The organism is Polymorphospora sp. NPDC050346 (assembly GCF_040655695.1).
Classification (GTDB): Bacteria; Actinomycetota; Actinomycetes; order Mycobacteriales; family Micromonosporaceae; genus Polymorphospora; species Polymorphospora lycopeni.
Genome location: NZ_JBFAKM010000002.1, coordinates 217,552 through 232,421 on the forward strand (window position 1 = coordinate 217,552; position 14,870 = coordinate 232,421).

Genomic DNA, 14,870 nt, shown 5'->3' on the forward strand with positions numbered 1-14,870 from the left:
GACAGCCATTGAGACATACAACACAAGATGTCCGAGACAGCGCCGATTCGGCGCCCCCCGACTGCGACGCAACAAGCGCCGCCCTGTGCGAGCGGAGAATCCACGCGTGACGATCCCGTACCCGAGTAGCCAGCCCATGCCGGCCATCCCCGCGGTCTCCCCACCGTCCGGCGCATCGCGCCCGCGGCTGACCTTCCTTGGCACCGGTTACCTGGGTGCGACCTACGCCATCTGCTTCGCGGAGCTGGGCTACGAGGTGATCGGCTTCGACGTCGACGAGGCCAAGATCGCCAAGCTGGCCGCCGGTTCGGTGCCGTTCCACGAGCCCGGCCTGGACGAGCTGCTGCGCCGTAACCTGGCCGCCGGCCGGCTGCGGTTCAGCACCTCCTACCAGGAGACGGCCGAGTTCGGCGACGTGCACTTCATCTGTGTCGGGACCCCGCAGCGGGCCGACGGGATGGGCGCCGACCTGTCTTACGTCGAGACCGCCGTCACCGGCCTCGCACCGCACCTGTCCCGCAAGGCGCTGATCGTCGGCAAGTCCACCGTCCCGGTCGGCACCGCCGAGTGGGTCGAGCAGCTCGTCGGCAAGCACTCCCCCGCAGACCTCGGCATCGAGGTGGCCTGGAGCCCCGAGTTCCTGCAGGAGGGCTTCGCCGTCGAGGACGTGCTGCGGCCCAACCGCATCGTCGTCGGCGTGAAGAGCGACTGGGCCAACGGCATGCTCTACGCCGCGCACAAGGGCGTCTTCGACCTCGCCGCCACCGAGGACCGCGAGGTCCCGCTGGTGGTCACCGACTTCGCCACCGCCGAACTGGTCAAGGTCGCGGCCAACGCGTTCCTGGCCACCAAGATCTCGTTCATCAACGCGATGGCCGAGGTGTGCGAGGTCGCCGGCGGCGACGTGACCCAACTCTCCCGGGCGATCGGTTACGACCCGCGGATCGGCAACCGCTTCCTCCAGGCCGGCCTCGGCTTCGGCGGCGCCTGCCTGCCCAAGGACATCCGGGCCTTCCAGGCCCGCGCCCAGGAGCTGGGTGCCGGCGAGGCGCTGCGCTTCCTGCACGAGGTCGACCTGATCAACCTGCGGCGCCGCACCCGGGTGCTGACGCTCGCCGCCGAACTGCTCGACCGGCGCGTCGGCCCGGCCGGACCGGACCTGTCCGGCACCCGGATCGCCGTGCTCGGCGCCACCTTCAAGCCGAACACCGACGACGTACGCGACGCGCCGTCGCTGGCCGTCGCCGCGATGCTCGCGAAGGCCGGCGCCGACGTGCACCTCTACGACCCGGAGGGCAACGAGAACGCCCGCCGGACGCTGCCGGATCTCAGCTACGAGACCTCGATGAACGCCGCCGTGCAGGACTCCGACCTGGTCTGCGTCCTCACCGAGTGGGCCGACTTCCGCAACGCCGACCCGGTCGCGCTCGGCGAGATCGTCGGCGGCCGCCGGGTGATCGACGGCCGGAACTGCCTCGACTCCACGCTCTGGACCGGCGCCGGTTGGGATTACCGGGGCATGGGTCGCCCCTGATCGACGTTCCGAAACCGTGGCGCCGGCCATGGCCCCGTGTGGGCTGTGGCCGGCGTTTTCGTTCGCCGGGCGGCGAGCGCCGATCGAGAAGATGCGCGGACACGCCCGTAAGGACTGTTCAACCCTGACCCGGGTTGGGCATGCTTCGTGGGTGGAGAGTCCACAGTGCAGCGCGGTGCCGGGGTAACAGGGCCTGGCCGACCGTGGCCGACGGTCATGAACGCATGGCCGGGGGCGCGGTCCGGTGGCCGTGCCGGCGGTCTGCGCGGCGGGATCGTCCCGGCGGCGACGTGAGGCGAGGAGGTGCCAGTGACCACATACCGGTGCCCCTCGTGCGGTCGGCAGATCGAACCTGCCCCCGAGTGCCCGCACTGCGGTGAGGCGCAGGGAACGTGGGCCGATGATCTGGCCCGCATCGAGCGGTCGATCGCCGAGATGAAGGCCCGCGACGTGGCGATCGCCAAGGAGCAGAAGCAGATCGCCTCGAAGCTTCAGGCGGCCGTCTTCCAGCGGGACATCCTCGCGCACGCCAACGACAAGCGGGCCAAGGGCGCGACCAAGCCACGCCGGGTGCTGCGTCGCCGGCCCGGGCAGCGCCCACCGACCGCCGACGCCGGCCCGCCACCGCCGTGGCGCATCCCACGGCAGACCGGTGGCGGCGACCGGGACCGGCCTCCACCGCCGCCACCGGATGAGGCGCCCCGGGTCGCCGATCTCGACGACCCCGAAGCACGTCCCGAGGCGTCGCAGCGCGAGGTGCAGAACATCCTGCTCGGTCTCGGCGCGCTGCTGCTCGGGGTGGCCGCGGTGGTTTTCGCCGTCGTGGCGATCAGCACGCTCGACACGCTGAGCCGGATGACCATCCTGGTCGCCGCCACCGGGCTGCTGCTGCTCGCGGCGCCACTGATGGCCCGCCGGGCGCTGACCTCGACCGCCGAGACGCTCGCCGGCGTCGGTCTCCTGCTGGTGCCGCTCACCGGCTACGCGCTGTGGACCGCCGAGTCGGTACGCACCGGTGTGCTGTCCGGGGCCGTGTTCGGCGCGCTGACGTTCGCGGTCGCCGCCGGCATCGCGGCCGCGTACACCTCGGGGACCGGGCTGACCGTGCCCCGCTGGGCGACCGTGCTCGCCGTGCAACCGATCATCCCGCTGCTGGCGTACGACTGGATCCTCGGACCGGCCGGCTGGGCGATCACCCTGAGCGCGGTGGCCGCCCTCGACCTCTACCTCGTCCGACTGTTCGCCCAGCCGGGCCGGTTGGTGCTGCCGCCGTGGCTGGGCCGCCGCCCCGGGCCGGTGGCCGACACCGGGACGGGAGCGGCACCCGCCAGCGCCGAACCCGGCACCGACCGGCCGGAAAGCGCACCGGAAGAGGCCGACGCGGTCGTCACCGCCGAGCCGCCGGGCACCGCGAAACGCCGTGCCCGGGATCCGTTCGGCACCTTGGACGCCGACGACACCGGGCAGGCGTTCGCCGACGTCGACGAAGAGCCCGCGAAGCCCCGGCCCGCGAAGCCCCGGCCCGCGGAGCCCGTCGCCGCGGCCGCCCCCGCGACGTTCTGGCTGCGTGAGCTGACCTGGGTGCTGCACGGCCTGGCGATCGGTGCCGCGCTGGTCTACGCCGTCGCCGCGCTCGTCGACGCCGACACCGTGTCCGCCGCCGCCCGGGCCGGTGTCACGCTGGTGATCGCCGCCCTGGTCGGGCTGCTCGGCGCCTACACGCTGCGGCAGCCGCCGCTGCCGGATCTGGCCGCCGGCATCCTCACCCTCGCCGTCATCGGGGCGGCCGGCCGGGTGGCGGCTCTCGCCCTGCCCGGCCGGGCACTGCTGGTCATCGCCGCCGTGATCACGCTGACCGGGGTCGGCGTACGCTCCCTGCCCGCCTGGGCCCGGCGCGGGCCGCAGCTGGCCTCGGTCGCCGCTCTCGTCGTCATCGGTGTGGTGGTCGCGGGCAGCGCGATCCGGGCCGCCCTCGCCCCGATCCGGGCCGCGACCCCGGTCTGGGCGGCCGACCTCGTCGACTACCCCCACGTGCTGGCCGAATCGGTCGCGGCGACCGGATGGCAGCTCGCCGCGACCGCGTTCCTGCTCACCATCGCCGCCGTCCTGTCGCTGCCGGCGGAGGTGCGCCGGGAGTTCGCCGTCGCCGGCGTGGCCCTCACCGCGCTCGCCGCGCCCGCCTCGCTCGCCCTGCCGTGGTGGGCGGCGCCGTGGCCGCCGGTGCTGGCGGCGATCGGGATCGGCGCGGCCGGGCTGTGGACCGACAGCGACCGGGCCGCCCGGGTGCATCTCGTCGGCGCCGGCCTGGTCGGCTTTGCCGGCGCCGGTGCCGCGCTCGCCCGCCCCGGCCTGACCGCCGCCGCGCTCCTCGCGCTGACCGCCGGCGGCGTGCTCGTCGCCCTGCTGGCCGCCACCGACACGGTCGCCCCGGGCACGGGCGCCGACGTGGTCGGCCCCTGGGCGGCGGGTGGCGCCGCCTTCGCCGCGCCGGGTGCGGTGGCCGCGCTGGTGGCGGCCTCGATACCGGTCGACGCCAACCCGACCACGGGGGAGTTGCAGTCCGCCACCCTGCCGGTGCTCGCCGCGAGCTTCCTCGCCGTCTGCGCCACCCTCGGCTACGCCGCGGTCACCCAGGTCGCGAAGCGGCAGATCAGCCCGCCGCTCGCCCTCGGCAGCGGCCTCGGTGCCCTCGCGGTCGCCGCCGTCGCCTTCGGCGCGCCCGGTGCGACCGTGACCGACGCGTGGGTGGCGGCCCTGCTCGTCGTGGCCGCCGCCCTCCTCCTGCTCTCCCCGGCGATCGACGCCGGGCGCCGGGCGGACCGGCTCTTCGACGGGCCCGACTTCGCCGCCGCGGCGGCGACCGCCGCCCTGGTGGGCACCCTCGGCCGGATCGCCACGATCCTGCTGCCCGAGGCCGAACTGGTGGTCACCGCCGCGCTGATCCTGGTCGTCGCGTTCGCCGTACGGGCGATGCCGGTGGAGTGGCGGCGCGGCCCGATCCTCGGCGTCACCGTCAGCGGGGCCGTGATCGCCGTGATCGCCGGCTGGACCGCGATCAGTGGCGGGCTGCGGGTGCTGGCCACCCCGGGGGCGATCTGGGCCGGTGACCTCGACGCGTGGTCGGTCGCCGAGGCCGGCGGCACCGGTTGGCAGATGCCCGCCGCCCTGGTGCTGCTGGCCGGCGCCGCCGCGGTGGTGCTCCCCCGCCCGTGGTCGTACGACGTCGCGGGGGTCTGCGTCGCTCTCGCCACCATCGGCACCCCGGCCGCGTTCGGCATGCCGTGGTGGTCACCGATCGTGGTCGGCGGGCTGGTCGCCACCGGCTACGGCATCTTCGCCGTCGCCGCCGCCGATCCACGCGCCGGCCTCACCCGGGCCGCGGTCGCCGCGGCGGTCGCGTTGCACGCGGTCGGCGCGAGCCTCGTCCGGCCGTGGACGACGGCCGCCGCACTCGGGGTGATCGCCCTGGTCGGGACCGTCGTGGCGGTGCTCGCCCGGATGGTCGCCACGCTGCCGGACGACGACGGGCCGGTCGAGTTGCCCTCCGACGCCGACCCGATGCCACCGCACCTGGCCACGATCGGCGGCGCCGCGACCGGTGGTGCCCTGCTGGCGCTGCCCGGCGCGCTCGCCGCCCTGGCCGCCGAGTTCAAGTGGACGGAGGCGGTCGTACTCACCGCCGCGCTCGCCGGTTCGGCCCTGGGCGTGGCGATCCTCGCCCTGGTCAGCCGCGAGGTGCCGCGCTACCTGCCGTACGCGACCATCGGCATCGCGGGTGGCGCCACGGTGACCGCCGCGGTCTCCCTGCCGACCGACGCACCCACCGGCGTGTACGCCGCCGCGGCGGCGCTGCTGGCCGTCCTCGCCGAGTTGCTGCGCGCGGCGACCCCGCCACCCGGTTCCGGGGGCGAGCCGGTGCACCGGTGGACGGTCATGCTCGGCGGGGTGATGCGCCGGCTGCCGAACGCCCCGGTCACCCGGTGGTCGATCAGCCCGGTCCGGGGCGCGATCGTCATCGCCACCGTGCCGACCATTCTCGCGTTCGTCACGATCGCGCCGGCTCTGCTGGCCGCGCTGGTCCAGCCCTACCAGACCCTGTGGCAGATCTGGGAGGGTCCACCGGCCGGCCCCGGCGCCGCGGTCGTCGAACCCACGAACGTGCTCACCGCTCTCCTGCTCACCGTCGCGACGGCGCTGGCCGCGGTCGGGTTCAGCGGCGGGCGGCCGGCCGAGGCGATCCCGGTCTCGCTGCCCGGCATCGCCCTCACCCTGCTGATCGCGCCGACCTCGCTCGGGCTCGGCTGGCCCAACGCCACCCTGGCCGCTCTCGCCGTGTTCGCGATCGCGATGCTCGGCCTCGCGCTGACCCCGCCACCACCCGACACCGACCGGGCCCGCCCCGTACGCGTCGCCCGGGTGATCGTCTTCGTGATCGGGCTCGCCGGCGGTGGGGCCGGCCTGGCCGGCAGCCTGGCCACCGCCGACCTGACGCTGCTCGCCCTCGGCGGGGCGGTCGCCGTCGGTGCTGTCGCCGCGATCTTCGGGCGGTCGGCCCGGGCTCGCATCCTGGGCTGGGTGTTCGCCTCGGTCATGGCTCAACTCTTCGTCTTCACGATCGGTGTCGCGGCCGGCTTCGACCCCGCCTGGTCGGCGTTCGGCGTGCTGGGCGTCGGTGCGGTCCTGCTACTCGTCGCGGCCCGGCTGCCACGACTGCGGCAGCCGGAGGCGACCCGCGAGGCGTCGACCGTGGAGTGGAGCGGGTATTCGGCGGCGCTCATCGCGGCGGCGCTGGCATACGACTCCCCCCGCCACGTGGCGGCGTTGCTCGCCGCGTGGGGCGCGGTGCTCGGCGTGGCCGCGATCCGGTCGGGACGGGGTCCGATGGAGCGCCGCGTCCTGTTCTGGGCGGCGGTGGGCTGTGAGATCAGCGCCTGGTGGCTGCTCATGGGACTCGCCGACGTGGCGCTGCCGGAGGCCTACACACTGCCCTTCGCGGTGCTCGCGCTGCTGGTCGGGCTCATGGAGCTGCGCCAGCGCTCCGACCTGGGCAGTTGGGCGGCGTTCGGACCGGCCCTGGTGGCCGCGTTCCTGCCCAGTCTGGTGATCATGATCGCGACCGACACCAGCACCACACGGCGGGTGCTGCTGCTGTTCGGCGCGGTCGCCACCCTCATCGTCGGCTCGGTGACCCGCCGGCAGGCCCCGGTCGTCACCGGGGCGATCGCGACCGCCCTGGTGGCCCTGCACGCGCTGACCCTGGCCGGCGGCTGGTGGCTGCTGATCCCGACCGGCATCGTGCTGGTCGCCCTCGGCGCCAGCAACGAGCGCCGGCGCCGCACCCAAGATCGGGTCCGGGGGGCGCTCTTCAGGATGAAATGATTGATTCGGATGGTCATTGGGCGTTGGTCGGTGGTTGCGCAGGCCACGTGCCGGGTCCGACCGGATGTCACGCAAGGCCACGTGCCGGGTTTGACCGGACATCACGCAAGGCCACGTGCCGGGTTTGACCGGGCGCTACGCAGGGCCACGTGCCGGGTTCGACCGGAGGTCGCACCCGGGCACGTGTGCAGGGGTTGGCCGGCGCTTGCCGTAGCACCGGCTCGTCGGCGTAAGTGGCGGGCTGCCTCAGGCGGTCGGTGCCGGCCGGGTGGTCAGAGTGGCGCGCAGGGCGGCGTCCTTCTCGGCGACCAGCGCCTCCAGGGCCGCCTGGAAAGCAACCATCCGGGCCCGCAGATCCGGGTCGGTGGCGGCGAGCATCCGTACGGCGAGCAGCCCCGCGTTACGCGCCCCGCCGATGGACACGGTGGCGACCGGCACGCCGGCCGGCATCTGGACGATGGACAGCAGCGAGTCCATGCCGTCGAGGTGCTTCAGCGGCACCGGCACCCCGATCACCGGCAGCGGCGTCACCGAGGCGACCATCCCGGGCAGGTGGGCGGCGCCACCGGCACCGGCGATGATCACCTTGAGGCCCCGGTCGGCGGCGGCGCGACCGTACTCGATCATCGCGACCGGAGTGCGGTGCGCGGACACGACCCCGACCTCGAAGCCGACCCCGAACTCGTCGAGCGCGTCGGCGGCCGCCTTCATCGTCGGCCAGTCCGAGTCACTGCCCATGATCAGGCCAACGGCGGTCATGCCTCGCTCCCCTCACGCAGCCAGCGCGCGGCGCGTGCCGCCCGGGCCCGTACATCGGTCAGGTCCTCGCCGAGCACGGTCACGTGCCCGATCTTGCGGCCGGGTCGCACCTGCTTGCCGTAAAGGTGGACCTTGACGCCCGGGTCGGCGGCGAACAGGTGGTGCAGCCGTTCGTCGATCGGCATCCCGCCATCGGGGCCACCGAGCACGTTGGCCATCACCACGACCGGCGCGGCCAGCGCGGTCTCGCCCATCGGATAGTCGAGGACGGCCCGCAGGTGCTGCTCGAACTGCGACGTCCGGGCCCCCTCGATGGTCCAGTGCCCGGAGTTGTGCGGCCGCATCGCCAGCTCGTTGACCACCAGCCGGGCGGCACCGTCCGGCCCGGTGGCCTCGAAGAGTTCGACGGCGAGCAGGCCGACGACGCCGAGCGAGGTGGCGATGTCGATCGCCAACTGCTGGGCGCTGAGAGCCAGGTCTTCGGGCAGGTCGGGGGCGGGCGCCAGCACCTCGACGCAGATGCCGTCGCGCTGCACCGTCTCGACGACCGGGTAGACGGCGACCTGGCCGAACGGCGACCGGGCCACCTGCACCGCCAGTTCCCGGCGCAGGTCGACCCGCTCCTCGGCGATCAGCTCGGTGCCGCTGGCGAACAGCTCGGCGGCCTCGTCCGGGCCGGCCAGCAGCCACACGCCCCGGCCGTCGTACCCGCCCCGGGTCGCCTTCACGATCAGCGGCCAGCCGACCTCGGCGCCGAAGCCGGCGAGGTCGTCGGGCCCGGTCAGCGGGCGCCAGCGGGGCACCGGCGCGCCGAGCTGCGCCAGCCGCTCGCGCATCGCCCGCTTGTCCTGGGCGTACAGCAGCGCGTCCGAGCCCGGATAGAGGCGTACGCCTTCGGCCTCCAGGGTCCGGATGTGTCCGGTCGGCACGTGTTCGTGGTCGAAGGTGACGACGTCGCAGCCCTTGGCGAAGGTGCGCAGCGCGGTGAGGTCGGTGTGGTCGCCGTACTGCACGTCGGCGGCGACGAGTGCGGCGCCGTCCTCGGGCGAGGTCGCGAGGACGCGCAGTGACTGGCCGAGGGCGATGGCGGCCTGGTGGGTCATACGGGCCAACTGGCCACCGCCCACCATGCCGACGGTGGGCAGACCGGTGCGGGTATCCATAACGCGCGCAAGCCTATTACGCGCCACCGCCGGCCCCACCAGGGCCGTCACCGGATCAGGTCAGTTGGGCGACCAGGTCGGCGGCGTCGGTGACCGGGCGGTCGCAGACGAAGCCGCGGCAGACGTACGCGGTGGGCCGGCCGTCGACCCGTGGCCGGCTGGCGAGCAGTGGTACGCCCGACCGGTCCGGCTCCCCGGCGACGATCACCGCCCCGGGTGGGGCGTGCCGGTGGGCCGCCTCGACCAGTGGGTCGCCGGCGGGGTTGTCGGTGACGACGGCGATCTCGTACGGCCCGGACAGCAGCGCCTCGCCGACCGCGGCCGCGTAGCCGGTGAAGCGGGCGTGCCGGGCGACGATCGGCGCGATGGTCGCCAGTGCCGTCTCCGCCGCCTGCCGGTAGCGCGGCTCCCCGGTCAGCGCCGAGTACGTCACCAGCGCCGCGACCAGCGCCGACTGGCCGGACGGGGTGGCGTTGTCGGTCGGGTCGGCGGGCCGGGTGACCAGTTGTTCGGCGTCGTCGGCGGTGTCGTAGAACCCGCCGGCACCGGTGGCGAACCGGGCCAGCGCGGTGTCGAGCAGTTGCCCGGCCAGCGCCAGCCACCGACCGTCGCCGGTGAGCTGGTGTACGGCGGCGAACGCCTCTGCCACGCAGCCGTGGTCTTCCAGCACCCCGGCCGGGTCGCCGACCACCCCGTCCCGGGAGACCCGGCGCAACCGTCCGTCGACGATGTGCCGGTCGGCAAGCACTCCGGCGATCTCGACGGCGGCGTCGCCGGCGGCGGTGTCACCGGTCAGCACGGCGTATTCGGCGAGCGCGGTCACCGCGAGCCCGTTCCAGGAGGCGACCACCTTGTCGTCGCGGGCCGGCTGCGGTCGGGCCGCCCGGGCGGTACGGAGCCGTTCCCGGACCCGCCGCCACCGGTCCCGTACGGCCGGGTCGGCGTCGTCGACGTCGCGGGCCAGCCGTAGCACGCTGGTGCCGTGTTCGAAGCTGCCGGTGGCGGCGACGGCGAACAGGTCGGCCGCCCACCGGCCGTCGTCGTCGCCGCCGAGCACCTCGACGAGCTGGTCGGGTGTCCAGGCGTAGGTGGCGCCCTCCACCCCGTCGGTGTCGGCGTCCAGGGCGCTGGCCAGTCCACCGGCCGGCGTGGCGAGGTCACCGAGCAGGAACTCGGTGGTCTCGGCGGCGATCCGGCGGGCCATCGCGTCGCCGGTGAGCCGCCACAACTGGGTGTAGACCCGCAGCAGCAGCGCATTGTCGTAGAGCATCTTCTCGAAGTGCGGCACGGTCCAGTGCGCGTCGACCGAGTAGCGGGCGAACCCGCCGGCGAGCTGGTCGTAGATGCCGCCGCGGGCCATCGCCTCGGCGGTGTGCCGGACGAGTTCGAGGCTCTGCCGGTCGCCGGTGCGCTGGTGGTGGCGCAGCAGGAAGAGCAGGTTCATGTGCGGCGGGAACTTCGGGGCGCCGCCGAACCCGCCGTTGGTGCCGTCGTACTCCTTGGCGAGCTGGGTCGCGGCGGCGTCCAGCAGCTCGGCGGTGAGCGGCGCCGCCGGGCCGCCGACCGCCTGGGCGCCGCCGATCGCCTGGACCAGCGCGGCGCCCTGCTCGACCACCGCGTCACGCTGGTCGCGCCACGCGGTGGTCACCGATTCGAGCAGCCGTACGAAGTTGGCGCGCGGGTAGTAGGTGCCGCAGAAGAACGGGGTGCCGTCCGGCGTCGCGAAGACCGTCATCGGCCAGCCGCCCTGGCCGGTCATCGCCTGCGTGGCGGTCATGTAGACGGCGTCGACGTCGGGCCGCTCCTCCCGGTCGACCTTGATCGAGACGAAGTTGTCGTTCAGCAGCCGGCCGACCGCCTCGTCCTCGAACGATTCGTGCGCCATCACGTGACACCAGTGGCAGGCCGCGTAGCCGACCGAGATCAGCACGGGTACGTCGCGCCGCCGCGCCTCCTCGAACGCCTCGGCACACCACGGCCACCAGTCCACCGGGTTGTCGGCGTGCTGCTGCAGGTACGGCGAGGTCGCGCCACCGAGCCGGTTCATGCGTCCAACCTCTCACACCGGCCCGCCCGACGCCCGCCTCCACCCCGACCACGGAGGTCCGGCGGTCAGCTAACGCTGCGTTCTATAGCGTTTTCGCTACAGAACGCAGACATGACGATGAGGGCCAGCCCGAAGGCTGGCCCTCATCAGGTCTGTTCAGTTGGGCATCGCCCGGATCAGGCGGAGTAGCCACGCGAGGCGATCCAGTCGGCCAGCGCGTCGGTGCTGATCCAGTACTCGCCCTTGTCCGACCACGAGTCACCGATCTTGACCTTGTCGCCGCCGTCGGCGTACCCGGTCACGGCGATGTAGTGGCCGCCCTCGTACGAGTGCCGGTCGCCGTCCACGTCCGCCGCGCTACCCGCGACGTTCGCCACCACGGCACGCTGGTCGTCGACCGCCCGCACCACGTCGGTCCGCAGCTGGTCGGTCTGCCCCTGGTCGGCCTGGGCACCGCTGATCTCCACGGTCCGGTAGTCCTTACCGGTCACGTCCTTCAGCACCCGGGTGGTCTCGACCGCGGAGTCGGTACCCGCCTCGGTCGTGCCCAGCTTGCGGGCCATCTCGTCCTGGCTGAAGTCCTTACCCTGCGCGGAGAGCGCCATCTTGGTCGCGGCCGGGGCACAGTAGTAGTAGGTCTCCTGGAACTCGTAGTCGAAGTCGAGTTCCTTGGCACTGGTGCGCTTGTCCTGGCTGACCGCCGCGACGGTGGTGGTCGGCTTGTCGGCGGTCGGGGTGGCCGCGTGGGCCATGGTGGCCGGGCCGGCGACCACGCCGCCTGCCATGGCCAGCCCGGCGACGCCGAGGGCAGCCTTTCGGATGACCGGAGCCTGGAAGACGGTGGGGATCCACTGCTTGATGGGGGTCATGTTGCACACCTCTCTCGTCCCGGGGGAAGGGATGGGGGGAAGATGCGGTCCGGCCGGGGGTTGGCAGGACCTGTGCGCGTCCGTGCTTGGTACCGGAGCGAACTCACATAACCGCGGGGACCCGGTCGGCATTCCGCCGGGTACCGATCCGCGGCGCGCTACCGCGTCGAGCGGGGTACATAACCGCGGGCGGCCGGCCGGCATTCCGGCGGGGCTGACCCGGTCGCGGTTCGTGGTTCCGGGGGTCGTGCGGGGAGACATAACCACGCGGGCCGGGCCGGCATTCCGGCCGCCGCCACCCGGCGGGTCTTGCGAACACGTCCGGGCGGTGCTACCGGCTCGTGTGGATGGCATAACCACCCCGGCCCGCCGGCCATTCCGCCACGGCACCCCGGGGGCCACCCAAATATCGGACATCCGGCACATCAGGCGCCATGCGCCACGTAACCCGCCGCACTCTTTCGCGACATCGCGGCCATTCGGCCCGGTCAGGCGGAAACTACGAGACGCCGTCCACTCGCAGCGGCAGGATCTGCGCCTGCGCCGAGTCGGACATGTTGCGCAACACCGCCACGATCTTGTCTGCGGGCATCGGCCTGAAGAAGTGGTAGCCCTGCGCTGAGGTGCAGCCCAGGGCGGCGAGCGCGGTCCGCTGGTCGGCCGTCTCCACCCCCTCGGCGACGACCCGCAGGCCCAGTTCGTGGGCCAACTCGACGGTGGTCCGGACAATCGCCGCGGCTTCCGGCGAATCGACCATACCGATCACGAAGGACCGGTCGACCTTGAGTTCGTGTACGGCGATCCGGGCCAGGAAGCTGAGCGACGAGAAACCGGTGCCGAAGTCGTCGACCGCAAGCTGAACGCCCAACGCCCGCAGGTCGGCCAGCACGTCGTCGATCACGTCGAGTTCGCTCATCACGACCGTCTCGGTGATCTCGAGTACGAGACGGTGGGCCGGCACCTGGTGGCGGCGCAGCGACTCGCCGACCTCGGCGGGCAGGCGCTGGTCGAGCAGGCTGCGGGCCGACAGGTTGACCGAGATCGGTACGTCGAGGCCGGCGCGGGCCCACTCGGCCGCGACCGTGAGCGCCCGGTCGACGACGTACCGGGTGAACGGGGCGAGCAGGTCGCTGCCCTCGACGGCGCGTACGAAGTCGCCGGGGCCGAGCGTGCCCCGCCGCGGGTGGTGCCAGCGGATGAGGGCCTCGACGCCGGTCGGCTCGCCGGTGACCAGGTCGACCGCGGGTTGCAGGTGCAGCACGAGCTGGTTGTCGACGGCGAGCGCCTCGCGCAGCTCGGCCAGCAGGGCGAGCTGGTCGGTGCTGGCCGCGTCCCGGCCGCTGTCGTACGAGGCGATGTTGCTGCCGCCGTTCTTGGCCTGGTACATGGCGATGTCGGCCCGGCGCAGCAGTTCGGTCATGTCGGCGGCGCCGGCACCGGCGACGACCACGCCGACGGACGCCTCCACCGACATCTTGACCCCGGCGACCTCGACCGGCACGGCGAGCCGCTCGACGATGTCCCGGGCCCGGCGCATCGCCGCCGGCAGGCTGGAGCCGCTGCCCGCGGTGTCGGCGCGTACGGGCACGGCGGTGACCAGGAGGGCGAACTCGTCGCCGCCGAGCCGGCCGAGCAGTTCGCCGGGTCGCATGCTGGCCTTGAGGCGGCCGGCGGTCACCTGGAGCAGTTCGTCACCGGCCGCGTGCCCGAGCGTGTCGTTGACCTCTTTGAAGTTGTTGATGTCGAGCAGCAGCAGGGCGACCGGATGCTCGTGGGTGAGCCGGTGCAGCGCGACGTCGCCCTTGCTGAGCATGGCCGCCCGGTTCACCAGCTTGGTGAGCGGGTCGTGCACCGCCTCGTATGCCGACCGGGAGGTCAGGATGCGCAGCTCGCGGTGGATGATCGCGTCGTGCAGCGCGGTGGCCAGCGCCGCCCCGAAGATCGACAACGCGGCCTCTTCGCGGTGTCCCGGGGTGGCCCCGCGGGAGAACCTGACCCGCAGGTCGCCGACCCTCGTGCCGCCCGCGGTCAGCTCGACGTTGTGCAGTTGGTCGTCGGCGTCGGGGCGGGTGTCGGCCGGGATGGCCCGTACGGCGAGTTCGCCGTCGGAAGCCAGCCGGTAACGCCGCCGGCTGCCGTCGGCCCGGGTGACGTCGAGTTCGACGCGTTCGGCCCGGAACACCCGGTTGGCGGACTCCAGCGCGGCGCTGACGACGGCCCGTTCGTCGAGCCGGTTGAGGCCGCCGACGGCGGTGGCGAGGGTGCTCCACGCCTCCCGTTCGTCGTCGGCCCGGACCCGGTGCAGGTAGGTCTGTTGCAGCAGCCAGAGCGCCGGCGGCACCAGCAGCAGCCAGCGGGGATCACTGTCGATCATGACGATCGCGGCCAGACCGACGAGGACGTTGCCGGCGAACATCAGCAGTTTCCCGCGCAGGATGCGCAGCAACAGCGGTCCGGCCGGCCGCCGGTAGCGGATCACCATGGTGACGGTGGCGAGTGCCGTCGTGGTCGCCAGGTAGGTCGCCGCCCCGAGAAGCAGTGCACCAGCCAGCGTCGGCGACAGCGGCGCCCCGAGCGGCGGGGCGAGCGCCTGGGTGACGGCGGCGGCGACTCCGACCGCCGTGGTCAGCGACGCGACGCAGTGCAGCACCTCGAGCACGCCGCGACGGCCGTCGAGGGCCGCCAGGATGCTCCAGGCGACCCCGGCGCCGACGAGGGTGGCGGCGGGCAGCCAACCGGCGGGCACCAGGTGCAGCCCGACGATCAGGGCGGCTTCGCCCCAGGTGACGCTGACGCCGCCGGAGCCGACCCGCAGCCGCAGCCGGGCCAACTGGCCGGCGGCGAAGACCACGGCCACGATTCCCAGCCGGGCCAGCAGGTCGGACGTTCCACCCGGGCTGCCGCCCGCGAAGATGGGGCCGAGCACCACGGCGGTGATCGCAAGGGTCAGGACCGCGCCGGTCAGCGGGACGATCCTGCGCAGACCGGACGGCGCGGATGATGGGGCGGGCCACGCCTGGCCCGACGTCACGGACCGCCTCCGTCTGCCGGCCGATGGCACGGCGGGGCCGCCACCACCCCGGACGACGACCGCGCGGCGGATCGGATGCTCATCGGCG

The 14,870-nt window shown here is 73.6% G+C and carries 7 protein-coding genes; 2 read left to right on the top strand and 5 right to left on the bottom strand.

From position 1 onward, the window contains the following. Positions 1-106: 106 nt before the first annotated feature. Together AB0I42_RS03540 and AB0I42_RS03545 are read left to right on the top strand one after the other, a co-directional pair. Complete coding sequence (locus AB0I42_RS03540; RefSeq protein WP_357533816.1) at positions 107-1,534, top strand: UDP-glucose/GDP-mannose dehydrogenase family protein; 1,428 nt, start codon at positions 107-109, stop codon at positions 1,532-1,534. A 309-nt stretch (positions 1,535-1,843) separates the two neighbouring features. Next, a complete protein-coding gene (locus tag AB0I42_RS03545) occupies positions 1,844-6,913 on the top strand; it encodes a zinc ribbon domain-containing protein (protein ID WP_357533818.1) in 5,070 nt (1,689 codons plus the stop codon). Positions 6,914-7,159: 246 nt separating this feature from the next. Here AB0I42_RS03545 and purE read toward each other — a convergent pair whose 3' ends face one another. The 5 genes from purE to AB0I42_RS03570 form a co-directional block, all read right to left on the bottom strand. Next, positions 7,160-7,672 carry a 5-(carboxyamino)imidazole ribonucleotide mutase gene (gene purE / locus AB0I42_RS03550; RefSeq protein ID WP_357533819.1) on the bottom strand — a complete coding sequence of 171 codons (513 nt, stop codon included), beginning with the start codon at positions 7,670-7,672 and terminating at the stop codon, positions 7,160-7,162. Further along, positions 7,669-8,835 (bottom strand): 5-(carboxyamino)imidazole ribonucleotide synthase, encoded by a 1,167-nt coding sequence (locus AB0I42_RS03555; RefSeq protein WP_357533821.1) that lies wholly within the window; start codon positions 8,833-8,835, stop codon positions 7,669-7,671. The genes purE and AB0I42_RS03555 overlap by 4 nt, the downstream gene beginning before the upstream one ends. A gap of 55 nt (positions 8,836-8,890) precedes the next feature. Then, positions 8,891-10,882, bottom strand: a complete 1,992-nt coding sequence (locus AB0I42_RS03560) for a thioredoxin domain-containing protein (RefSeq protein WP_357533823.1) — start codon at positions 10,880-10,882, stop codon at positions 8,891-8,893. A 176-nt stretch (positions 10,883-11,058) separates the two neighbouring features. After that, positions 11,059-11,751: a C39 family peptidase gene (locus AB0I42_RS03565; RefSeq protein ID WP_357533825.1), complete on the bottom strand. Its 693-nt coding sequence runs from the start codon at positions 11,749-11,751 to the stop codon at positions 11,059-11,061. 499 nt (positions 11,752-12,250) lie between these two features. Next, the gene (locus tag AB0I42_RS03570) at positions 12,251-14,782 is read right to left on the bottom strand and encodes an EAL domain-containing protein (protein ID WP_357533826.1); all 2,532 of its coding nucleotides are present in this window, start codon (positions 14,780-14,782) and stop codon (positions 12,251-12,253) included. Between the last annotated feature and the right edge of the window lie 88 nt (positions 14,783-14,870).